Origin of the sequence: Novosphingobium sp. SG919 (assembly GCF_012932495.1) — a bacterium.
Lineage (GTDB): Bacteria > Pseudomonadota > Alphaproteobacteria > Sphingomonadales > Sphingomonadaceae > Novosphingobium > Novosphingobium rhizosphaerae.
In genome coordinates this window covers 123,762-145,384 of record NZ_JABCNG010000004.1, presented here as the reverse complement: position 1 = coordinate 145,384, position 21,623 = coordinate 123,762, and the positions used below count along the sequence as shown (strand labels likewise).

General features: G+C 66.8%; 17 protein-coding genes. 3 read left to right on the top strand and 14 right to left on the bottom strand.

Features of this window, described 5'->3' with window-relative positions:
* Nucleotides 1–37: 37 nt before the first annotated feature.
* Nucleotides 38–1,291: a threonine ammonia-lyase gene (locus FHT19_RS16090; protein ID WP_168556658.1), complete on the bottom strand. Its 1,254-nt coding sequence runs from the start codon at nt 1,289–1,291 to the stop codon at nt 38–40.
* Nucleotides 1,292–1,401: 110 nt separating this feature from the next.
* On the opposite strand from FHT19_RS16090, the gene FHT19_RS16085 reads away from it, so the two are divergent.
* Entirely contained in the window at nt 1,402–2,304 is a 903-nt protein-coding gene (locus FHT19_RS16085) for an NAD(P)-dependent oxidoreductase (RefSeq protein WP_169475919.1), read from the top strand.
* The gene (locus FHT19_RS16080) at nt 2,301–4,043 is read left to right on the top strand and encodes an amidohydrolase (RefSeq protein WP_169475918.1); all 1,743 of its coding nucleotides are present in this window, start codon (nt 2,301–2,303) and stop codon (nt 4,041–4,043) included. The genes FHT19_RS16085 and FHT19_RS16080 overlap by 4 nt, the downstream gene beginning before the upstream one ends.
* A 207-nt stretch (nt 4,044–4,250) precedes the next feature.
* Here FHT19_RS16080 and tatC read toward each other — a convergent pair whose 3' ends face one another.
* The 9 genes from tatC to clpB all read right to left on the bottom strand — a co-directional run bounded on the left by tatC (nt 4,251) and on the right by clpB (nt 13,729).
* Entirely contained in the window at nt 4,251–5,087 is an 837-nt protein-coding gene (gene tatC / locus FHT19_RS16075; protein WP_168556989.1) for a twin-arginine translocase subunit TatC, read from the bottom strand.
* A 5-nt stretch (nt 5,088–5,092) separates the two neighbouring features.
* Nucleotides 5,093–5,578 carry a Sec-independent protein translocase protein TatB gene (gene tatB / locus FHT19_RS16070; RefSeq protein WP_169475917.1) on the bottom strand — a complete coding sequence of 162 codons (486 nt, stop codon included), beginning with the start codon at nt 5,576–5,578 and terminating at the stop codon, nt 5,093–5,095.
* A 42-nt stretch (nt 5,579–5,620) separates the two neighbouring features.
* Nucleotides 5,621–5,893, bottom strand: a complete 273-nt coding sequence (locus tag FHT19_RS16065) for a Sec-independent protein translocase subunit TatA (RefSeq protein ID WP_246866167.1) — start codon at nt 5,891–5,893, stop codon at nt 5,621–5,623.
* A 75-nt stretch (nt 5,894–5,968) separates the two neighbouring features.
* Nucleotides 5,969–6,574, bottom strand: coding sequence for an SMC-Scp complex subunit ScpB (gene scpB, locus FHT19_RS16060; protein ID WP_169475916.1), 606 nt, complete (start codon nt 6,572–6,574; stop codon nt 5,969–5,971).
* Nucleotides 6,571–7,386, bottom strand: a complete 816-nt coding sequence (locus tag FHT19_RS16055; RefSeq protein WP_169475915.1) for a ScpA family protein — start codon at nt 7,384–7,386, stop codon at nt 6,571–6,573. Before FHT19_RS16055 ends, scpB begins: the two co-directional genes overlap by 4 nt.
* A 6-nt stretch (nt 7,387–7,392) precedes the next feature.
* The gene (gene nagZ / locus FHT19_RS16050) at nt 7,393–8,409 is read right to left on the bottom strand and encodes a beta-N-acetylhexosaminidase (RefSeq protein ID WP_168556652.1); all 1,017 of its coding nucleotides are present in this window, start codon (nt 8,407–8,409) and stop codon (nt 7,393–7,395) included.
* A 62-nt stretch (nt 8,410–8,471) separates the two neighbouring features.
* A complete protein-coding gene (locus FHT19_RS16045) occupies nt 8,472–9,194 on the bottom strand; it encodes an SPOR domain-containing protein (RefSeq protein ID WP_169475914.1) in 723 nt (240 codons plus the stop codon).
* 4 nt (nt 9,195–9,198) lie between these two features.
* Complete coding sequence (gene argS, locus FHT19_RS16040) at nt 9,199–10,962, bottom strand: arginine--tRNA ligase (protein WP_169475913.1); 1,764 nt, start codon at nt 10,960–10,962, stop codon at nt 9,199–9,201.
* Between the two features lie 187 nt (nt 10,963–11,149).
* Nucleotides 11,150–13,729 (bottom strand): ATP-dependent chaperone ClpB, encoded by a 2,580-nt coding sequence (clpB, locus tag FHT19_RS16035; protein WP_169475912.1) that lies wholly within the window; start codon nt 13,727–13,729, stop codon nt 11,150–11,152.
* A 199-nt stretch (nt 13,730–13,928) separates the two neighbouring features.
* On the opposite strand from clpB, the gene FHT19_RS16030 reads away from it, so the two are divergent.
* Nucleotides 13,929–16,829 carry a pitrilysin family protein gene (locus tag FHT19_RS16030; protein ID WP_169475911.1) on the top strand — a complete coding sequence of 967 codons (2,901 nt, stop codon included), beginning with the start codon at nt 13,929–13,931 and terminating at the stop codon, nt 16,827–16,829.
* 70 nt (nt 16,830–16,899) lie between these two features.
* Here FHT19_RS16030 and FHT19_RS16025 read toward each other — a convergent pair whose 3' ends face one another.
* The 4 genes from FHT19_RS16025 to gatA form a co-directional block, all read right to left on the bottom strand.
* A complete protein-coding gene (locus FHT19_RS16025; RefSeq protein WP_169475910.1) occupies nt 16,900–17,820 on the bottom strand; it encodes a hypothetical protein in 921 nt (306 codons plus the stop codon).
* On the bottom strand, nt 17,820–18,407 hold the full coding sequence (locus tag FHT19_RS16020; RefSeq protein ID WP_169475909.1) for a hypothetical protein: 588 nt from the start codon (nt 18,405–18,407) through the stop codon (nt 17,820–17,822). Before FHT19_RS16020 ends, FHT19_RS16025 begins: the two co-directional genes overlap by 1 nt.
* Before the next feature lie 106 nt (nt 18,408–18,513).
* Entirely contained in the window at nt 18,514–20,010 is a 1,497-nt protein-coding gene (gene gatB, locus FHT19_RS16015; protein ID WP_169475908.1) for an Asp-tRNA(Asn)/Glu-tRNA(Gln) amidotransferase subunit GatB, read from the bottom strand.
* A 1-nt stretch (nt 20,011) separates the two neighbouring features.
* Nucleotides 20,012–21,496, bottom strand: a complete 1,485-nt coding sequence (gatA, locus tag FHT19_RS16010) for an Asp-tRNA(Asn)/Glu-tRNA(Gln) amidotransferase subunit GatA (RefSeq protein WP_169476175.1) — start codon at nt 21,494–21,496, stop codon at nt 20,012–20,014.
* Nucleotides 21,497–21,623: the final 127 nt, after the last annotated feature.

The following is a 21,623-nucleotide window of genomic DNA, read 5'->3' as shown; positions in this document are numbered from 1 at the left end:
CGGATTCAAGCCGGCCGCGGGTGAGGCCGGCGGTGCGTTAGGCCAGTTCCACCTGGGTCACGTCATAGCCGCGGTCGCGCAGCGAACGCACCAGCAGGTCGATCTGCTCACGGTTGCGCGCCTCGCATTCGATCTCGGCCGTCAGCCCCTTGGCCGGCAGCGAGGTAAAGATGCGCTGGTGCCACACTTCCAGGATGTTGACCTGGTGGCGGTTGAACTCTTCCACCACGCTGTAGAGCGCACCAGGGCGATCCTGCAGCACGATGCGCAGCCGGCCCAGCCGGCCCGAACGGGCCAGATCGCGCAGCAGCACGTTGGCAAGCAGGCGCGTGTCGATGTTGCCGCCGGTCAGCACGATGCCCACCTTGCGCCCTTCGAACATGCGCCGGTTGGCGATCACGGCGGCAAGCCCGGCCGCGCCGGCGCCTTCGACCACGGTCTTTTCGATCTGCAGCAGCAGGGCCACCGCCGATTCGAGCGCGGCTTCATCGACCAGCACGATATCGTCGAGCAGGGTTTCGAGCACCGCCGAGGTGAACTTGCCCGGTTCCTTGACGGCGATGCCTTCGGCCAGGGTATCCCCGCCGCAGGGCAGCGTCTGGTGCTTGAGCTTGTCGTACATCGACGGGAACAGCGCCGCCTGCACGCCCACCAAGCCAATGCCCGGCTTCATCGCGCGCGCGGCCGTGCCCATGCCGGTCAACAGCCCGCCCCCGCCGATCGGCACGGCCAGCATGTCGATCTCGGGCACGTCGGTCAGCATTTCCAGCGCCACCGTGCCCTGCCCGGCCGCAACGGCGGGATCGTCGAATGGGTGCACGAAGGTCAGCCCGCGCTCCACCTCGAGCAGGCGGGCATGGGCATAGGCATCGTCGAAGGTTTCCCCTTCGAGCACGACATTGCCGCCGACGCTTTCGGTCTGCATGATCTTCACCGCCGGCGTCGTGCGGGGCATGACGATCGTGACCGGCACGCCCAGCCGCGTGCCGTGATACGACAGGCCCTGGGCATGGTTGCCGGCCGACGCCGCGATCACGCCGCGCGCGCGCTGTTCTTCGGACAGGAGGAGAAGGGCATTGAGCGCGCCGCGTTCCTTGTAGGCGGCGGTGAATTGCAGGTTTTCGAACTTGAGGTAGATCTCGGCGCCGGTGATCCGGCTGAGCGTCTGGCTATGCAGCGTGGGGGTGCGCACCACCTTGCCCATAATTCGCCCGGCCGCCGCGTGCACGTCGGCAAGGGACAGCTGGGCATGCGCCGGCTGCTGGGCGAGCTTGTGGACAAGGTTTTCCATGGATGCTGCCCCTAATACAAAGGGCTGCGCAAAGAAACCGTTTCCGCGTGCCGGGACGAGCCCCAAGGGAGGGCTGGCGCGCCTGCGCAAACCGGCTAAACACATGGGCCATGACGCAATCACTTTCCATCGCCTGCATCGGCCTTGGCACCATGGGTGGGCCGATTGCCCGGCACCTGGGCCAGGCCGGCCACCGCCTGACCGTATTCAACCGCAGCGACGCCCGGCGCGAAGCCTGGCTGGCCGCCAATCCCGGCCTGGCCGCGCGCGTGGCCAACAGCCCGGCCGAGGCCGCCGAAGGCGTGGACGCGGTGATCACCTGCGTGGGCAACGACGATGACCTGGCCGACGTGGTCCTGAGCCCGCAGGGCGCGTTCGCCACGCTCAAGCCCGGCGCCGTGCTGATCGACCACACCACGGTTTCGGCCCGCATTGCCCGGCAGATTGCCGTTGAGGGACGTGACAAGGAACTCCTGTGCGTCGACGCGCCCGTCACCGGCGGGCAATCGGGCGCGGAAAACGGCACGCTGTCGATCATGTGCGGCGGCAGCGACAAGGCGATCGCCGCGGCCCGCCCGATCCTTTCCGCCTATGCCAAGCGCGTGGTCCACGTGGGCAAATCGGGCGCGGGGCAGACCACCAAGATGGTCAACCAGATGTGCCTGGCGGCGACGATCGCCGGCCTTTCCGAAGCTATGCGCTTTGCCCAGGCCGCGCATCTCGACCTTGACAAGGTGTTCGAGGCGATTTCGGGCGGCGCGGCGCAATCCTGGCAGATGGACAACCGCTGGGACACCATGGCCGACGATTCGTTCGACTTCGGCTTTGCCGTGGACTGGATGCGCAAGGACCTGGGCCTGGCCATCGAGGAAGCGCGCGGCCTGGGCGCCAGCGTGCCTACCACGGCGTTGATCGACCAGTTCTATGCCGATGTGCAGGCCTTGGGCGGCGGGCGCCAGGATACCAGCGCACTGATCCGCCGCCTGCCGCTGCGTGGGCAGAAACCGGCATGAGCCGCGCCTCGCTGGCGGCACTCGCCGCGCTTCTGGCCAGTTGTGCCCTGCCCGGCCTGGCACAGGCTGCCCAGGCCCCATCCACGGATACGCTGGTGGACAATGTCCACGGCGAAACCATCGGCGCCGATGGCCAGGTGGAGCAGGTCATCGGCCTGCTGTTCGACCGTTCAGGCACGATCCGCCAGGTTTTCCACCCCGGTGACAAACTGCCCAAGAAGGGCTTTGGCTATCACGTCGATGGCCAGGGCCAGGTGATCCTGCCCGGCCTGATCGACGCCCACGTCCATATCATGGACATCGGGCTGGCCGCGCTCACCCTGGACCTGTCGGAGACGCATTCGCTGGCAGAGGCGCTCGACGCGATCCGGGCCTATGCCGCCGCGCACCCCGATCGCACCTGGATCACCGGCCGCGGCTGGAACCAGGAGCAATGGGGCCTCAAGGATGGCGCGGGCCAGAGCCGCTATCCCACCGCAGCTGAACTCGATTCGGTGGTGGGGGATCGGCCGGTGTGGCTCGAACGCGTGGATGGCCATGCAGGTTGGGCCAACAGCGCCGCGCTCAAGGCCGCCGGGATCACCGCCGCCAGCAAGGCGCCCGATGGCGGCGCGATCGACCGGCGCCCGGATGGCACGCCCGCCGGCGTGTTGGTCGACGCGGCCATGGGCCTGCTCACCCCGCGCCTGCCCGCTCCCCGCGCGGCCGATCGCGATGCCGCGCTGGCCAAGGCGCAATCGCTGCTGTTCCAGCGCGGCGTGACCGCGGTGGCCGACATGGGCACGAGCATCGAGGATTGGCAGGCCTTCCGCCGGGCGGGTGACAAGAACCAGCTCTATGTGCGGATCATGGCCTATGCCATGGGCACCGATCAGATGGCGCTGATCGCCGGGGGCGAACCCACGCCCTGGCTTTACGCCGATCGCTTGCGCCTGGGCGGGGTCAAGCTGTTCATGGACGGCGCGCTGGGTTCGCGCGGGGCCTGGCTCAAGGCACCTTATGCCGATGCGCCGGGCACGCGCGGCCTGCCCCGGATGAATGACACCCAGTTGGGCAACCTGATGAGCCGGGCGGCGATGGACGGGTTCCAGGTTGCGGTCCACGCCATTGGTGACGCGGCCAATGCCGCCGTGCTCGCTTCGATCGAGGACCTTTCCGCCACCTACAAGGGCGATCGGCGCTGGCGGGTGGAACATGCCCAGATCGTCGATCCGGTCGATATCGCGCGCTTTGGCCGCAACGGGGTGATCGCCTCGATGCAACCGGTGCACGAAACATCCGATCGCCTGATGGCCGAGGCGCGGCTGGGCCCGCAGCGGCTGGCCGGCGCCTATGCCTGGCAATCCATTGCCAAGGCCGGCGGCAAGCTGGCGTTCGGGTCTGACGCGCCGGTGGAGTTGCCCGATCCCTTTGCCGGCCTTGCCGCCGCGATCAGCCGCCAGGGCCCTGATGGCCAGCCAGCGGGCGGATGGCAGCCACAGGAAGTGGTCACCCCGGCCCAGGCCCTGGCGGCCTATACCACGGGCGGCGCCTATGCCGGCTTTGCCGAAGGCCGTTTCGGCCGGTTGGCCCCTGGCCTGCGCGCCGATTTCATCTTGGTCGATACCGATCCGCTGACCGCCACGCCCGATGCGATCCGCCGCACCAAAGTGCGCGAAACCTGGGTGGGCGGGGGCAAGGTCTGGCCGGCAAACTCGGAAAACGCCCCGGCCGACAAGGATGGAAACAAAAAGGGCTGAGGGTCGTTACATCGCCCGACGCGGAAGGCGCTGGGTTCCCCCCTCATCCCGGCGCTGCGTTGCCAGGCCCAGACGGTGTTGTCCCCTCGCACCGCTTTCTCATCTGGGCACGGCCATGCGGGCAGCGGAAAAAATCCCTCCGCGCATGAAACTCCCTCGAAGTGCAAGATACGGTGGGGGCCAGCAATGGCCCCCACCCCAATTGGATCAAGGCAGCAGTTGCGTGGGTTCGCCCACCGGCTGCGCGGCAGCAGCCGCAGCGGCGGCGGCTTCTTCTGCTTCGGCCCGCGCCTTTTCCTCGGCATCGGCCTTTTCGACGAAGCGCATCACGATCAGCGTGCCTTCGAACAGGATCAGCAGCGGAATCGCCAGCATCAGCTGCGACACCACGTCGGGCGGGGTAATCAGCGCGGCAAGCGCCACAATGCCCACGATCACATAGCGCCGCGCTTTGACCAGCGCATCGCGGCTGACGATCCCTGCGCGGTTGAGCAGCATGAGCAGCACCGGCAGCAGGAACGAGACGCCGAACGCCAGGATGAACTGCATCACCAGCGCCAGGTATTCCTCGATCCCCGGCAAGGCTTCCAATTGCAGGCCACCCTTGTTGCCCTGGAAACCCACGAACCATTTGAACGCGGTGGGCATCACCACGAAGTAAGCCAGGCTGGCGCCCATGCCGAACAGGATCGGCGTGGCGATCAGGAAAGGCAGGAAGGCCCGCTTTTCCCGCGCATAGAGCCCCGGCGCGACAAAGGCCCAAAGTTGGTTGGCGATCACCGGAAAGCTGAGCAGGAAGCCGGAAAACAGCGCCACTTTCAGGTTCACGAAGAACGCCGAATAGAGCTTGGTATAGATCAGCCGGCCATGCCCGGCGGGAAACGCGAGGCTGAGCGGGTGGACCAGGATCGCCAGGATCGCGTCGACGAAATAGTAGCTGATCGCCGACGTCAGCGCGAGCGCATAGACGCAGCGCAACAGGCGCGTGCGCAGTTCGATCAGGTGATCGAGCAGCGGCGCCTGGGTTTCATCGATATCGCGAATCTGAATCACTCGTGCCCCGTGTTCACTGGTCCCGTCGATGCCGGGGTTTCCGCGTCGGACTTGACGCTATCGGGCTGCGGGCCGCGCGGGCGCGCGCCGCGCTGTTCCACCGGCAGAAGCTGTTCGGGCGGCGGCGGCAAAGGCGCGGGCGCAGGTGCGATCGCCGGTTCGGTCGGCGCATGGGGCGCCAGCACCGGATCGACCGGGTGCGCGGGCTGGTCGGCCACGGCATGGGGCGCTTCGGCAGCGCTAGCGGCCGCGCTCTGCGCCATGATCTGGGCGTTCTGCTCCTGCCACTTCTTTTCCATCTCGGCCAGTTCCGCCTCGCGGATCATGGTTTCGATACCGGAACGGAAGTGGTTGGAAACGCGGCGCATCTTGCCGATCCACCGCCCGGCGGTGCGCAGCGCAAGCGGCAAATCCTTGGGCCCGATCACCACGATCGCCACGATGACGACCAGCAGCAATTCGGACGGGGCAATATCGAACATCAGCAGTGAGCCCTATCTCGTCGGCCTGTCTTGGCGGGTAGATCAGGCCTGCGGGCCTTGCTGATGATCGCCGGGCTGCTGGACGGGCGCCTGGGGCGCAACCGGGGTTACAGGCGGGGTCACCGGCGGCGGGGTCTGCTGGATCTGCGCGGGCGGCGGGGTTACCGGACGATCGGCTTCCTCGTTCATGCCCTGCTTGAAGCTTTTGATACCCTTGCCGAAATCACCCATCATTTCGGAAATGCGGCCACGGCCGAACAGAATCAGCACGACCAGCGCGAGGATGATCAGGTGCGGTAGAGAAAGGCCACCCATTTCAAATTCTCCTTTGGCCTGCCCAGATAGGGGATGTTCCGGCTCTTCGCCAGCGGGCAGTGCGATTCTTGTCGTTTAGTCGGCCCCGGCCTCGTCTTCATCGCCATCATCGGCAGCATCCTCGCCGCTGCCGGTGAGCACGGCATAGGCTTCATCGACCGGATCGAGCAAGCCAGCCGCGCGCAATTCGCCGATGCCCGGCAGGTCCCCCCGGCTCGCCAGCCCGAAATGGGTGAGGAACGCGGGAGTGGTGGCATAGATCGTGGGGCGCCCCGGCACTTCGCGCCGCCCGGCAATGCGCACCCAGCCTGCTTCCATCAGCACGTCGAGCGTGCCCTTGGCAGTCTGCACGCCACGGATCGCCTCGATTTCCGCCCGGCTGACGGGTTCGTGATAGGCGATGATCGCCAGCGCCTCGGTCGCTGCGCGCGACAGGCGGCGCACATCTTCCTTCTCGCGCCGCAACAGGTGCGCCAGGTCTGGCGCGGTCTGGAAATGCCAGCGCCCGCCCCGCTCCACCAAGTGAATGCCGCGCCCGGCGTAATGCTCAGTCAGCGCGGCCAGCGCAGGCCGCACGTCTGCCCCGCCCAGGTGCCGGGAAATCTCGTCGGCGCGCAAAGGTTCGGTGGCGGCAAACAGCGTCGCTTCCACGCCACGCAGCAGATCGTCGGGCGCCGTCATGAAAGCGGCCGGCATCGAATCGGCCGCACCAGCAGCGGGCCAAAGCATTCCTCCTGCACCAGTTCCACCCGGCCTTGCTTGGCCAGTTCGAGCGCGGCGAGGAAACTTGAAGCGAGCGCAGAGCGCGCCAGTTGCCGATCGGCATCGCTGTTGATGGCCATCGGCGGCAGGAACGCGCGCAGGTCGCGCCATTCCAGGCTGGTGCCGAGCAGGGCGGAAATGCGCGCCAGCGCGGTATCGAGCGTCATCACCGGCCGCTCGCGCACCATGTGCACCACCGGGCGGTTGCGATGCTGGACCTGGCCATAGGCCTGGATCAGGCCGAACAGATCCATCTGCCAGCGCGCGCGGCGGGCCAGCGTGATCCCTTCGGGCGCGCCGCGCGCAAAGACATCGCGCCCCAGCCGGTCCCGCGCCATCAGCCGGGCGCCGGCCTCGCGCATCGCGCCCAGGCGTTGCAGCCGCAATTGCAGGCGCAGCGCCATTTCCTCGGGGCTGGGCTGCATGTCCGGATCGCGCGGCAAGAGCAGCAGCGACTTGAGATAGGCCAGCCACGCGGCCATCACCAGGTAATCGGCGGCCAGTTCCAGCTTCAACGCCTCGGCCCGGTCGATATAGCCCAGGTACTGGTCCACCAGTTCGAGAATGGAAATGCGGCGCAAGTCCACCTTCTGCCGCCGGGCCAGATCGAGCAGCAGGTCGAGCGGCCCTTCCCAGCCATCGAGATCGAGATAGAGCGCATCGTTGGCGGCAACGGCGGTGGGAAGGCCGTCCCAGCCGCCGTCATCCTCCCCTGGCGCGCCCTCGGCCATGGCGGATCAGGCCAGCGCCAGCAGCGTGTCGCGCCGGGCCACCAGCTCTGCCTGCAAGGCCCCGTCACGCGGCACGGCGGCCGGCGCGGTCGGTGCCAAGGCGCGTTCCAGCCGCTTGGCGGTTGCGTCGCTCATCGGTGCGAGCGACGCAGCAATCCCGATCATGTCCGGCATCTTGGCCCAGCAATTGAGCGCGATATCGCACCCGGCCGCCTGTGCCCGCGCCGCGCGTTCGGGCACGGTCCCGGCCAGAGCCTCCATGTCGAGATCGTCGGTCAACAGCAGGCCGTCAAAGCCGATGCGGCGGCGGATCACTTCACCCACCACGAAGGGCGACAGCGTGGCTGGCAGTTCGGCGTCCCACGCGGTGAAGCGCACATGCGCGGTCATGCCGATGGCCGCGCTGGCCAGGGCCTGGAACGGCGCCAGATCGGCATCCAGCTCCGCCTCGCTCGCGGTGACGGTGGGCAATTCCTTGTGGCTGTCAGCCAAGGCGCGGCCATGGCCGGGCATGTGCTTGACGACGCCGGCCACCCCGGCCCGCGCCAGCCCATCGAGCACGGCGCGGCCCAGCGCCGCCACGCGCAGCGGCTCCTTGCCCAAAGCGCGATCGCCGATCACGTCATGCGCGCCCACCTGCCGCACATCGAGCAGCGGCAGGCAATCCACGCTGATCCCGGCTTCGGCCAGGTCCATGCCCAAGCCTTGCGCATTGGCGCGCGCCGCCTCGATCGCGCTGGCCGGGGCCACGTCATAGAGACGGTCGAATGCCTCACCAGGGGGATAGGCCGCCCAGACCGGCGGCTTCATCCGCGCCACCCGGCCACCTTCCTGATCAATCGAGATCAGCAGCCGCTCGCGCCCGTGCAGGTCGCGCAACGAATCGGTCAGCGCGCGCAGCTGGTCGCGGCTTTCCACGTTGCGGCCGAACAGGATGTAGCCGGCCGGGTCTGCATCCAGGAAAAAGGCGCGCTCGTCAGCGGTGAGAACAGGGCCGGAAAGCCCGAAAATGGCAGGAAGCATGCCCCTGCCATCCCGAAATTTGCGCGGCATGGCAAGCCCAAAGGCCTGCCGTCAGTCCGCTGTCAGCGCTTCACCTGGCACTTCACGCCTTCGCCCTGCAGCTTGTTGCACAGCGCGTTGGCGGCGCCCACGTCACCGGGCACGGCTTGCAGGCGATAGACGGTGCCGATGTCGGCCTTGCCGGCAATCACGCGATGGCTCACGCCCTTGAGGCTTTCGTGCGCCACGACCAGCTTGTTCCAGCCGGTTTCGGCCAGAGCCTGGCTGGAAAACGCGCCAACCTGCACGCCCACACCGCTGACCGGGGCCGCTGCCGGGGCGGCCTTTTCGGCGGGCTTGTCTGCCGGCTTGGCGGCCGGGCTGGCACTGGGCGCGGGCGCGGCGGGCGCATCCTTGGCGGCCAGGGCGGCAGTGGGGCGTTCGCCCTCGCTCACCTTGAAACTCGAATCGCCGGTGCCCTGGAAGGTCTTGCCACCCGGATCCTTGGGGGCAACCTTGTAGGGTTCCTTGCTCGCTTCGATCAGGCTGCCATCGGCCGCGGCGGGCGCGGCGTTGCGGTGGGTGGCCCAGTAAATGCCGCCCACGATCGCGGCGAGCAGGATCAGCGCCAACACGCCAAAGCCGATCAGGCGGCCGTCGTCGGGGCCTTCTTCCTCAAGGTCCACATCATCGGCGCTTTCCAGCCAGGGCAGGCGTTCTTCCGTGCCCAGGTCCAGCGCCGGGGCTTGCGTGCCCTGCCCCGCCCCATCGTGCCCCGGATTGTCGTGCTGATCGCCGTTCACCATTACCTTAAAGCTCCTGCGCGGCCTCAACCCCCAAGATGGCCAGCCCGTTCTTCACAACCTGCCCGATTTGTGCGGCCAGGAAAAGCCGGGCCTCGGTAAGGTCCTTATCCTGTGCCACAATGAACCGCTTTTCGGGCTTGTCGTTACCCACGTTCCAATAGGCATGGAACGCGGCGGCCAGGTCATAGAGGAAGAACGCGATACGGTGCGGCTCGCGCGCAACGGCCGCGCCATCGACGATGCGCGGGAACTGCGCCGCCAGCTTGACGACGGCCAGTTCTTCCTGGCCCAGCCGGTCGAGGTTGGCCGCGCTCGGCGCCCAGCCCAGGTCCGCGCCCTTGCGCAGGGTGGAACTGATCCGGGCATGGGCATATTGCACATAGAACACCGGATTGTCCTTCGAGGCTTCCACCACTTTGGCAAAGTCGAAGTCCATCTGCGCGTCGGGCTTGCGGGTCAGCATGGTGAAACGCACCACGTCCTTGCCCACTTCCTCCACCACGTCGGCCAGGGTGACGAAATTGCCCGCCCGCTTCGACATCTTGACCGGCTGCCCATCGCGCAGCAGCTGGACCATCTGTACCAGCTTGACTTCGAAGGGCTTTGGCTTGGCGCCTTCCGCCCCGGTCAGCGCGGCCACCGCGGCCTTGATCCGCTTGACCGTGCCGGCATGGTCCGCGCCCCAGATGTCCACCAACGCATCGGCGGTTTCGGCCTTCTGGAAGTGATAGGCCAGATCCGCGCCGAAATAGGTCCAGCTGCCGTCGGACTTCTTGATCGGGCGGTCCTGGTCATCGCCAAAGCGGGTGGAGCGGAACAGCGGCAGTTCCACCGGCTCCCAATCCTCGGGCGTCTTGCCCTTGGGCGCTTCCAGATGACCGTCATAGACCAGGTCGTGCGCGCGCAGCCAGGCTTCGGCCGCCTCGGGCTTGCCGGCGGCCTGAAGCTCGGCTTCCGAAGAGAACAGGTCGTGGACGATGCCCAGCTTGCCAAGGTCTTCCTTGATCATCACCAGCATGGCGGCCACGGCCTTTTGCCGGAACAGCACCAGCCATTCGCTTTCGGGGGCGCCAACAAAGCGGTCACCGAATTCGGCGGCCAGCGCCTGGCCCACCGGCACGAGATAGTCGCCCGGATAGAGCCCCTCGGGCACCGCGCCCACGTCCTCACCCAGCGCCTCGCGATAGCGCAAGTGTGCCGAACGGGCGAGCACGTCGACCTGCGCGCCCGCATCGTTGACGTAGTATTCCTTGATCACCTTGTGCCCGGCGAACTGGAGCAGCGCGGCCAGGGCATCGCCCACCACGGCGCCACGGCAATGGCCCATGTGCATCGGGCCGGTGGGATTGGCCGAGACATATTCCACGTTGACCGTGCTGCCACCACCGAGCGCAGAGCGGCCATAGTCGCCCCCCGCCGCGCCGATCAGGGCGAGTTCGTCGGTCCAAGCCGCATCGACCAGGCGCAAGTTGATGAAGCCCGGCCCGGCGATTTCGGCACTGGCCACGCGCGGATGGGCCGCCAGTTCCTCCACCAGCAACCCAGCCAGCGCGCGCGGATTGGTGCCGGCGGGCTTGGCCAGGACCATCGCGGCATTGGTCGCCAGATCGCCATGGCTCGCATCGCGCGGCGGTTCGCAGGTCACCGCCCCGCGCGCCAGCCCTGCGGGCAGCGCACCCTTGGCAACAAGCGCATCGAGCGCGGCATCGATCACGCCGGCATAAGTGGCAAACAGCGTCTGGGCGGCAACGGGGCTATCGGTGGTCATGCCGGGCCGATAGCGAATTTGTCGGGGCTTGGGAACCTTGGGGTTTTGGGCGGTGGGAGGCGGCGTTTGTGCAAGGCTTCGCACCACCCCCAACCCCCTCCTCTGAAGAGGATGGGGCTATTTGTGCGTCCTTCTCCCCCTCCTCGCCGAGGAGGGGGTCGGGGGGTGGTGGAAGCCTAAGCCAACCTCACGCAACCACAAACCCCAGCGCCCCATCGCCTTCGTCGATGGTCACGGTGCTGCCATCCGGAATCTGCCCGGCCAGCAGGCGCTCGGCCAGCGGGTCCTGCAGATGGCGCTGCACCGCGCGTTTCAGCGGCCGCGCGCCATAGACCGGATCATAGCCCACCCGGCCCAGCCAGCGCTTGGCCGCCTCGGTCAGGTTCAGGGTGATCTTGCGATCTTTCAGCAGCTTGGCCACGCGCGCCACCTGGATGTCCACGATCGGGGCCATGTGTTCCTGGCCCAGGCGGTGGAACAGGATGATCTCGTCCAGCCGGTTGAGGAATTCCGGGCGGAAGTGCGCGCGCACCACGTCCATCACCTGCGGCTCCACGCTGGCCGCGTCCTCGCCCTCGCCCAGGTTGGCCAGGTACTGGCTGCCGAGGTTGGACGTGAGGATGATCAGCGTGTTGGTGAAATCCACCACGCGGCCCTGGCCATCGGTGAGGCGCCCATCGTCGAGCACTTGCAGCAGCACGTTGAACACGTCCTGGTGCGCCTTTTCCACTTCGTCGAACAGCACGACCTGATAGGGCCGGCGCCGCACCGCCTCGGTCAAGACGCCGCCTTCGTCATAGCCGACATAGCCCGGCGGCGCGCCGATCAACCGGCTGACCGCGTGCTTTTCCATGAATTCCGACATGTCGATGCGCACCATCGCGTTGTCGTCGTCGAACAGGAAGCCGGCCAGCGCCTTGGTCAGCTCGGTCTTGCCCACGCCCGTGGGGCCCAGGAACAGGAAGCTGCCCAGCGGGCGGTTGGGGTCTTGCAGACCGGCGCGCGCGCGGCGCACGGCCTTGGACACGGCCAGCACCGCGTCCTTCTGGCCGATCACGCGCTTGCCGATGGCTTCTTCCATGTGAAGCAGCTTCTCGCGCTCGCCTTCCATCATCCGGTCGACGGGCACGCCGGTCCAGCGGCTCACCACGCCGGCAATATCCTCGGCGGTCACTTCCTCGCGCAGCAGGGCGTTTTCGCTCGCGCCCTGGGCTTCGGCCAGTTGCCGCTCCAGCTCGGGAATGCGGCCATAGGCCAGCTCCCCGGCCTTGGCCAGGTCACCCACCCGCTGCGCCTGCTCCAGTTCCACGCGCGCGGCGTCGAGCTGTTCCTTGATCTTGCCTTCGGCCTGGATCTTGTCGCGCTCGTTCTGCCAGCGGGTGGTGAGTTCGGCCGATTGCTGCTCCAGATTGGCAAGGTCCTCGCGCAGGGTTTCCAGCCGGTCGCGGCTGGCCTGGTCGCTCTCCTTGGCCAGGGCCATTTCCTCGATCTTGAGCTGGATGATGCGGCGATCGAGGTTCTCGATCTCTTCGGGCTTGCTTTCCACTTCCATGCGGATGCGGCTGGCGGCCTCGTCCATCAGGTCGATGGCCTTGTCGGGCAGGAAGCGGTCGGCGATATAGCGGTTGGACAGCGTTGCCGCCGCCACGATGGCGGCATCGGCAATGCGCACGCCATGGTGCACCTCGTACTTTTCCTTGATCCCGCGCAGGATGGAGATGGTGTCTTCCACGGTCGGCTCGCCCACGAACACGGGCTGGAACCGGCGTTGCAGGGCCGGGTCCTTTTCCACGTACTTCTGGTACTCATCCAGCGTGGTCGCGCCGATGCAGTGCAGTTCGCCACGCGCCAGCGCCGGCTTGAGCAGGTTGGACGCATCCATCGCGCCCTCGGTCTTGCCCGCGCCGATCAGCGTGTGCATCTCGTCGATGAACAGGATGATCTCGCCTTCCGCGCCTTTCACTTCGTCGAGCACGGCCTTGAGGCGTTCCTCGAACTCGCCGCGATACTTCGCGCCCGCGATCAGGCTGCCCATGTCGAGCGCCATCAGGCGGCGATGCTTCAGGCTGTCGGGCACGTCGCCATTGGCGATGCGCAGCGCCAGGCCTTCGGCAATCGCGGTCTTGCCCACGCCGGGTTCGCCGATCAGCGCCGGGTTGTTCTTGGTGCGGCGCGCCAGGATCTGCACGGTGCGGCGGATTTCCTCGTCGCGGCCGATCACGGGATCGAGCTTGCCCTCGCGCGCCGCGGCGGTCAGGTCGCGCGCATACTTCTTCATCGCGTCATAGGCATTTTCGGCGCTGGCGCTGTCGGCATTGCGGCCGCCGCGCAGGGCGGTGATCGCCGCTTCCAGCCCCTGGGGCGTCACGTTCGCGGCCTTGAGCGCCTGGCCAGCCGCCGTCGTTCCCGCCAGCGTCAGGGCCAGCAGGATGCGCTCCACGGTGACGAAGCTGTCGCCGCTCTTGGTGGCGAGCTGTTCGGCCTGGTCGAGCAGGCGCACGGTATCGTTGTCGAGCCCGGGCGAAGTCTGCGCGCCCGAACCGGAAACGGCGGGAATCTTGCCCAGCGCAGCATCGAGCGCGCCGACCGCCGCCACGGGGTTGCCCCCGGCACGCTGGATGAGCCCGCTGGCCATGCCTTCGCTGTCTTCGAGCAGCGCCTTGAGCACGTGTTCGGGGGTGATGCGCTGATGGTTCAGGCGGATCGCCAGCGTCTGCGCCGCCTGGAGGAAACCCTTGGCACGATCGGTGAATTTTTCGAGGTTCATGGGTGTCTCACTCTCCTGACCCGCCCAAGGTAGTGTTGCGTTTGAGCAACACAAGGACATGGATCAAATTTTGCCACACCGGTTGCAATCCAAACCAATCGCCGTGGACAGGCGATGGCGATGGTTCAGCTTTGACTCAGCCGCGTAGGCCCCTACACATCGGCGCAGAGACATTCTGAGACAGGACAAGCCCCCCTCCATGCAGCGCTTCCTCAACGCCTCTCTCCTGGCCCTGGCCATCGCCTCGGCCGCGCCTTCGCCCGTGCTTGCCGCAACGGCCACCGCGCCGGCCGCGCCCGCCCCTGCGCCGCTGGCCGACCTGGTCAAGGCGGTGAACATTCCCTACGAACAGTTCACCCTGCCCAACGGCTTGCGCGTGCTGGTCCACACCGATCGCAAGGCGCCGGTGGTGGCGCTTTCGGTGTGGTACGGCGTGGGTTCCAAGAACGAGCCCAAGGGCAAGACCGGCTTTGCCCACTTGTTCGAACACCTGATGTTCAACGGCAGCGAGCACAACAAGGGCGATTACTTCACCCCCCTGCAGAACGCCGGGGCGACCGATTACAACGGCACCACCTGGTTCGATCGCACCAACTATTTCGAAACCGTGCCTTCGGCCGCGCTCGATCGCTTCCTCATGCTGGAATCCGATCGCATGGGCTATCTGCTCGGCGCGGTGACGCAGGAAACGCTCGATAACCAGCGCAGCGTGGTGCAGAACGAAAAGCGCCAGGGCGACAACCAGCCCTATGGCCTGGTGGAATACGAGCAGCTCGAAAACCTCTACCCCGTCGGCCACCCCTATCACCACAGCACCATCGGCTCGATGGCCGATCTCGACGGCGCCAGCCTGGCCGACGTGAAGGCCTGGTTCACCGATCACTATGCCCCCAACAATGCCGTGCTGGTGCTGGCCGGCGATGTCGATCTCGCCACGGCCAAGGAAAAGGTGGCCAAGTGGTTCGGCGCGATTCCCGCCGGGCCAAAGGTTCAGCCGGTGGCCGCCCCGGTGCCCACGCTGCCTGCGCCCAAGGCCAAGACGATCAAGGATGAAGTGGCGACCACCCGCATCTATCGCATGTGGGCGATCCCCGGTTATGACAATCCGGATTATCTGCCGCTGCAGATCGGCGCGGTGATCCTGGGCGGTCTTGCCTCCTCGCGGCTCGACGACAACCTGGTGCGCGGGCAGCAGATCGCGGTTTCAGCCGGCGCCAATGCCGAAGTCTATGCCCAGGCCGGGCAGTTCGTGGTCCTGGCCGATGTGAAGCCGGGCCAGGATGCCGCCGCCGTGGGCGCCGCGCTCGATGCACAGATCAAGCGCCTGGTCACCGAAGGCCCCACGGCCGACGAATTGGCCCGCGCCAGCACCGTCACCGCCAGCGACCAGATCCGCAAGCTGGAATCGGTCGGTGGCTTTGGCGGCAAGGCACCGACGCTGGCCGAAGGGCTGCTCTATCACGGCGACGCGGGCTATTACCGCAAGGAACTGGCCGACATGGCCGCGCTCACCCCCGCCAAAGTGCGCGCCGCGCTGCAGAAATGGCTGACCCGCCCGGTCTTTGCCCTCACCGTCGAGCCCGGCACCCGCACCGAAGGGGGCGAGGCGCATGGCGGCTGGGCCAGCAACGACACCAATGCGGGCGGCGGCCATGGCAGCGGGGCGCACCCGGCCTATTGGCACCAGCCCGGGCAAGAGCCGGCGCCCCTGCCCGCCGCTGCTGCCGGCCCGGACCGTAGCGAACTGCCCCCGATCGGCAACCTGGCGGCGCTGCAGTTCCCGCAGATCGAGCGCGCGACCCTGTCCAACGGCATCAAGGTGGTCTTCGCCCGCCGCGCCGCCGTGCCGGTGGTTTCGGTGCAGGTGGCCTTCGACGCCGGCTTCGCCGCCGATCCGCGCGCCGCGCTGGGCACCCAGGCCATGCTGCTCAAGACCATGGACCAGGGCACGACCAGCCTCGACGCCGCCGCCTTTGCCCGCGCGCGTGAAAACCTCGGCGCCAACATCAGCAACGAGGCCCTGCCCGACAGCACGAACTTCCAGCTCGATGCCGTCGCGCCCAACCTTGCCGGTTCGCTGGCCCTGCTGGCCGACTATGTGCGCCACCCCGCGCTCAAGCCCGCCGATCTGGAGCGCGTGCGCGCGCAACAACTCGCCGCCATCGACGCCGAACTGCGCGATCCCTCGGCCATGGCCTCGCGCGTGCTCTATCCCGTGCTCTATGGCCCGGAACACCCCTATGGCACGCCGCCCACCGGCACGGGCGATCCCGCCGTGGTCAAGCGCCTGACCCCGGCCGATCTCGCCGCGTTCCACCAGGCCTGGTTGCGCCCGTCCAAGGCCACGATCTTCGTGGTCGGCGATACCACGCTGGCGGCGGTCAAGCCGCTGCTGGAGCAGAGCTTCGGCACCTGGGCCGAACCGGCTGGCCCGGCGCCGGCCAAGAATCTCTCGGCCGCGATCCCTGCCCCTTCCCCGCGCATCCTGCTGGTCGATCGCCCCGCCTCGCCCCAGTCGATGATCGTGGCCGGCGAAGTGCTGAACGCCACCGGGCGCGACGATCTGGTGCCGCTGCGCACCGCCAACGAAGTGCTGGGCGGCAGCTTCCTCTCGCGCCTCAACATGGACGTGCGCGAAAGCAAGGGCTGGAGCTATGGCGTGGGCAGCGCCGTCAGCGAGCGCCAGGGCCGGGTGATCTATCGCCTCGTCGCCCCGGTGCAGACCGACCAGACCGGCCCCGCGGTTGCTGCGATGCAGGCCGACATGGCTGCATTCCTGAAAGACAAGGGCGTGGCGCCCGATGAACTGGGCTGGGCCACGCAAGGCGCCGCGCGCGAACTGCCCGGCGCGTTCGAAACCTCGTCCTCGGTGCTCGATGGCCTGGTCAAGATCGTCCAGTTCAATCGCCCGGACGATTACTACACCCGCCTCGCCCTGCGCTATCCCACCCTCACCGCCGCCGACCTCGACAAGGCCGCCCGCGCCGCACTCGATCCCGGCAAGCTGACCTGGGTGGTGGTCGGCGACGCCGCCAAGATCAAGCCGCAGCTCGACAAGCTGGGCCTGCCCGTGGAAGTGGCGAGCGTGCCGGGGAAGTAAGGCGCCCGCCCGACACGCCTGATGGAACAGCCCCCTGCCAGCCCATGGCAGGGGGCTTTTTCGTGGCCGCTTACAGCTTGGGCTTCTGCATGCTCACCAGCTTGGGATTGGGCAGCGCCTGGCCGGTGCGCTCGTCGATCACCGTGTCACGGCGATAGGAGATCACGCCGGGAATAGGTGCCAAGCGACTGACAACCACCGCGCCGTAGTTGTTGAACTTGCCGTGGGCATGCAGTTCAGCCGCAACCACCGTCCAGTTTTTCAAGCTGTCCGGCACGACTATATCGAGATCTGGTGCTGCAAACGGATCGGCGCGGGGCGGCTTTCCGGCTTTTGCCCGTTCTTCGGCATTCTTGATGACCGCAAGTTGGGCGACGGTCATATCCAGCTTCTGTTGCGGCAACGCCCACAGCATGTTGCCCAGGTTGGTCACCACACCGGCCTTCACCTCGAACTGCACGGTGCCCATGCACATGCAAGGCGAACCGGGGACGCCCACCCAGAAATAGGTACCGGGCTTTGCCGCTATGAGGAAAGACGTTCGCGCTCCCTTTGTGTAACGGAATTGCGGGCCAAAGCTCACCATGTCTCGCGTATCGAGCGGCGCCACCTCGACGCTGTCTATCGTCGGCTCCACCGGCTTCTCGGGATAGGGACCCTTGTTGCCGGACTTTTTGAGCATGTCGACCGTGGCCTGCCAGTCGGAGACGGCACCGGGATATTTCTTGAGCGCCTTTGCCAGAGCGTCCTTGCGGTCCTGTTCCCAGGCAGCGCGCGTGGCATCGTCCGGCACGCGCATGAACGTCCCCATGGCGCCGCCAACGCCACCGACCAGGATATAACCCAAGTCAGGATCACGCGTGACTTTGCCCGAAAGCACGTCCGCCTCCCCAATCGGCTGGTTCGGGCGGAGCGGGGCGGCGGTGGCCGCTGGCGATACCAGCGCCAATACGAGCGCCATACCCAAAGGCGTTGCAAACGAACGGTTCATCACAGCCCCAACTCCTTCGTCATCGGCTTCGGCCCCGATGCCACCAGCGCCTGCAGCGCCAACGCATTGAGGCGGGTGTTTTCCTTCTTCCGGCCGAGACCTTCCTCGAAGTTGAATTCCTTCCACAAATCAGCGTTGAGCGGATAGCGGTGGTACTGCTTGAAGCCCATGCAGTTGCGCAGGCTGACCCGCCGCTGTTCGCGGCGCATCGCCGAACCGAAAATGACATCAGCCATGGCCGATCCCAATGCGCCGCCCACCCCGCCGGCCAGTGGGCCATAGGTGCTCATCGCACTGCTCATTGCTGCGGAATTGGCGCCAAGATAGATGTTGGACCCGCTGGCCAGCGCATCACATTCGCGAACGTCGTCATAGGCCTGGGCAAAGCTGGTGCCTTCGCGATGGAAGTAGAAATACTTGTCGTAGTTCTGCTCGTCCACCGGCGTGGGCGCGAAATCCAGCTTGGGCATGGTCAACTTTGCCGGATCGGGCGCTTCATAAAGCGTGGCGCCCGCATCCTGTGCAACGGCCGGTGCCGCAGCAAAAAGGGCCAGCGATGCAGCGCCAGCCCAAAACATTCGTGTCACGATGGTTCCCCCGTTTGATGACGGAGGAATAATTGCAAAACTTTGCAACAGTTCAACGGCAAACCGGCATTGGCGCCAATTTGGCGGCAATGCCGGCTGATCCGGTTTACCCCAGCTTGGCTTTCAGCACCTGGTTCACCAGTTGCGGGTTGCCCTTGCCGGCCATGGCTTTCATCGTCTGGCCCACGAAGAAGCCGAACAGGGCTTCCTTGCCGCCGCGGTACTGTTCGACCTTGTCGGCATTGGCGGCCAGCACGGCGTCAACCGCCGCTTCGATCGCGCCGGTGTCGGTCGTCTGCTTGAGGCCTTCGCGTTCCACGATGGCGGCGGCGCCGTCGCCGGTTTCCAGCATCTTTTCCAGCACCTGCTTGGCGATGGAGCCGGAAATCGTGCCGTCGCCCACAAGGGCGAGCAGCTCGGCGGCACCTTCGGGCGAGACCGGGCTGTCTTCCAGGCCCTTGCCCAGCTTGTTTAGCGCGCCGAACAGTTCGCTGGTCAGCCAGTTGGCCGCCTGCTTGGCGACGGCGGCTTCGTCCTTGCCCTGCTTGGCGGCGCTCGCCGTGATCAGGGTTTCGAACCAGGCGGCCGTGTCCACGTCCGCCGTCAGCACCGCTGCGTTGTAGGGCGAAAGGCCCAGCACATCGGTATAGCGGGCGCGCTTGGCGTCGGGCAGTTCGGGCAGGCTCGCGCGGCATTCATCGAGGAACGCCTGGTCGAGCACCAGCGGCAGCAGGTCGGGATCGGGGAAATAGCGATAGTCGTGCGCGTCTTCCTTGCTGCGCATCGACCGCGTGGTGCCCGTGCCCGGATCGAACAGGCGGGTTTCCTGCACGATCTTGCCACCGGCTTCCAGCACGTCCACCTGGCGGCTCGCCTCATGCTCGATCGCGGCCATGACGAAGCGCACCGAGTTGACGTTCTTGGTTTCGGTGCGGGTGCCCAGCGGCTCGCCGGGGCGGCGCACCGAGACGTTGACGTCTGCCCGCATCGAGCCCTGGTCCATGTTGCCATCGCACGAGCCGACATAGCGCAGGATCTGGCGCAGCTTGGTGAGATACGCGCCCGCTTCGGCCGGCGAAGTCATGTCCGGCCGGCTGACGATTTCCATCAGCGCCACGCCCGAGCGGTTGAGATCGACGTAGGACATCGTCGGGTGCTGATCGTGCATCAGCTTGCCCGCGTCCTGCTCCACGTGAATGCGCTCGATGCCGATCACTTTCGTGCCGGCTTCGGGGTTCTTGTCATCCAGCGCGATCTCGATCGAACCTTCGCCCACCAGCGGGTGGTAGAGCTGGCTGATCTGATAACCCTGCGGCAGATCGGCATAGAAGTAGTTCTTGCGATCGAACCGCGACCAGGCGTTGATCTGCGCCTCGATCGCCATGCCGGTGCGCACCGCCTGGCGGATGCACTCGCGGTTGGGCACGGGCAGCATGCCGGGCATGGCCGCGTCCACCAGGCTGACCTGGGTGTTGGGCTCGGCGCCGAATGCGGTGGCGGAGCCGGAAAAGAGCTTGGCCTGGGTGGTGATCTGGGCGTGCACTTCCAGCCCGATGACCACTTCCCACTCGCCCGTGGCGCCCTGGATACGATAGCTGCTCATCTTACCACCACTTACCCGGCTTGGCCGAAAACTGTGCGCGCTGTTCAAGCGCAAGGCTGGCGTTCAGCACGCCCTGTTCATCGAGCGGACGACCGATGACATGGAGGCCCAGCGGCAGCCCGTCGCGCGAGAGGCCGGCGGGGACCGACATGGCCGGCAGGCCCGCGAGGCTCGCCGGCACCGAGAACACGTCGTTCAGGTACATTTCCACCGGATCGGTGCTCTTCTGACCCAGCGCGAACGCGGCCGACGGCGCGGTGGGGGTGAGGATCACATCCACCGTCTCGAACGCCTTCATGAAGTCCTGCGAAATCAACGCACGGACCTTTTGCGCCTGGGTGTAGTAGGCATCATAGAAGCCGGCCGAGAGCACATATGTGCCGATCAGGATGCGGCGCTTGACCTCGTCGCCGAAACCGGCGGCGCGGGTGGCGGCATACATGTCCTGAAGGTTGGCGCCCTCGGGCAAGTCGCGCAGGCCATAGCGCACGCCATCATAGCGCGCGAGGTTCGACGAAGCCTCCGCCGGGGCGATGATGTAGTACGTCGGCAGCGCATACTTGGTATGCGGCAGCGAGATGTCGACGATCTCCGCGCCAGCATCCTTGAGCCAGGCAATGCCGTCGTCCCAGCTCTTGGCAACATCGGCATCCAGGCCATCGACGCGGTATTCGCGCGGGATGCCCACTTTCTTGCCGCGCAGATCGGCGTTCAGCCCGGCTTCCCAGGCTGGCACCGGCAGATCGAGGCTGGTCGAATCCTTGGGATCGAACCCGGCCATGGCCTCCAGCATGATCGCGCAATCGCGCACGTCGCGCGCCATCGCCCCGGCCTGGTCGAGCGAGGAGGCAAATGCCACCACGCCCCAGCGCGAGCAGCGGCCATAGGTCGGCTTGATGCCCGAAATGCCGGTGAAGGCAGCCGGCTGGCGGATCGAGCCGCCGGTGTCGGTGCCCGTGGCGGCGGGCGCAATGCGCGCGGCAACCGCGGCCGAAGACCCGCCCGAGGAGCCGCCCGGTGCCAGCGGGGTCACGTCATCCCCCTTGCGCCAGGGCGAGATCACGTTGCCGAAACCACTGGTTTCGTTGGACGAACCCATGGCGAACTGGTCGAGGTTGAGCTTGCCCAGCATGCCCGCGCCCGCGTCCCACAGCTTCTGCGAGACGGTGCTTTCATAAGGCGGAATAAAGCCTTCGAGGATCTTGCTGGCCGCGGTGGTCTGCACCCCCTTGGTGGCGAACAGGTCCTTCATGCCGATCGGCACGCCGGCCATCTTGCCCAGCGGCTGGCCGCTCGCGCGGTCCGCATCCACCTTGGCCGCAGCGGCAAGTGCGGCATCGGGCGTGGTGACGATGAAGGCATTGAGCGCGCCCTGCGCCGCTTCCACCGCAGCGTTGAAAGCGTGCGCCACTTCGGTGGCGGTAAAGGCGCCACCGGCCACCCCATCGCGGAGGGCGGCAACGCCAAGTTCGGTAAGGTCAGTCATCAGTTCGAACCGATGGTTGCGCATGGACGGTCATGTGGGTCCGTGCGTGGGAAACTGGAAGCTTGGTGCTGCGCCGGCCCTTCGACAAGCTCAGGGCGAACGGGGGATTGATCTAAAACCCACATCC

Excerpts from the sequence above, each read along its gene's own strand:
- FHT19_RS16090 (WP_168556658.1), bottom strand. The coding sequence starts at position 1,291 with ATGGAAAACCTTGTCCACAAGCTCGCCCAGCAGCCGGCGCATGCCCAG.
- FHT19_RS16085 (WP_169475919.1), top strand. The coding sequence starts at position 1,402 with ATGACGCAATCACTTTCCATCGCCTGCATCGGCCTTGGCACCATGGGT.
- FHT19_RS16080 (WP_169475918.1), top strand. The coding sequence starts at position 2,301 with ATGAGCCGCGCCTCGCTGGCGGCACTCGCCGCGCTTCTGGCCAGTTGT.
- tatB (WP_169475917.1), bottom strand. The coding sequence starts at position 5,578 with ATGTTCGATATTGCCCCGTCCGAATTGCTGCTGGTCGTCATCGTGGCG.
- FHT19_RS16065 (WP_246866167.1), bottom strand. The coding sequence starts at position 5,893 with ATGGGTGGCCTTTCTCTACCGCACCTGATCATCCTCGCGCTGGTCGTG.
- scpB (WP_169475916.1), bottom strand. The coding sequence starts at position 6,574 with ATGACGGCGCCCGACGATCTGCTGCGTGGCGTGGAAGCGACGCTGTTT.
- FHT19_RS16055 (WP_169475915.1), bottom strand. The coding sequence starts at position 7,386 with ATGGCCGAGGGCGCGCCAGGGGAGGATGACGGCGGCTGGGACGGCCTT.
- nagZ (WP_168556652.1), bottom strand. The coding sequence starts at position 8,409 with ATGCTTCCTGCCATTTTCGGGCTTTCCGGCCCTGTTCTCACCGCTGAC.
- FHT19_RS16045 (WP_169475914.1), bottom strand. The coding sequence starts at position 9,194 with ATGGTGAACGGCGATCAGCACGACAATCCGGGGCACGATGGGGCGGGG.
- argS (WP_169475913.1), bottom strand. The coding sequence starts at position 10,962 with ATGACCACCGATAGCCCCGTTGCCGCCCAGACGCTGTTTGCCACTTAT.
- clpB (WP_169475912.1), bottom strand. The coding sequence starts at position 13,729 with ATGAACCTCGAAAAATTCACCGATCGTGCCAAGGGTTTCCTCCAGGCG.
- FHT19_RS16030 (WP_169475911.1), top strand. The coding sequence starts at position 13,929 with ATGCAGCGCTTCCTCAACGCCTCTCTCCTGGCCCTGGCCATCGCCTCG.
- FHT19_RS16025 (WP_169475910.1), bottom strand. The coding sequence starts at position 17,820 with ATGAACCGTTCGTTTGCAACGCCTTTGGGTATGGCGCTCGTATTGGCG.
- gatB (WP_169475908.1), bottom strand. The coding sequence starts at position 20,010 with ATGAGCAGCTATCGTATCCAGGGCGCCACGGGCGAGTGGGAAGTGGTC.
- gatA (WP_169476175.1), bottom strand. The coding sequence starts at position 21,496 with ATGACTGACCTTACCGAACTTGGCGTTGCCGCCCTCCGCGATGGGGTG.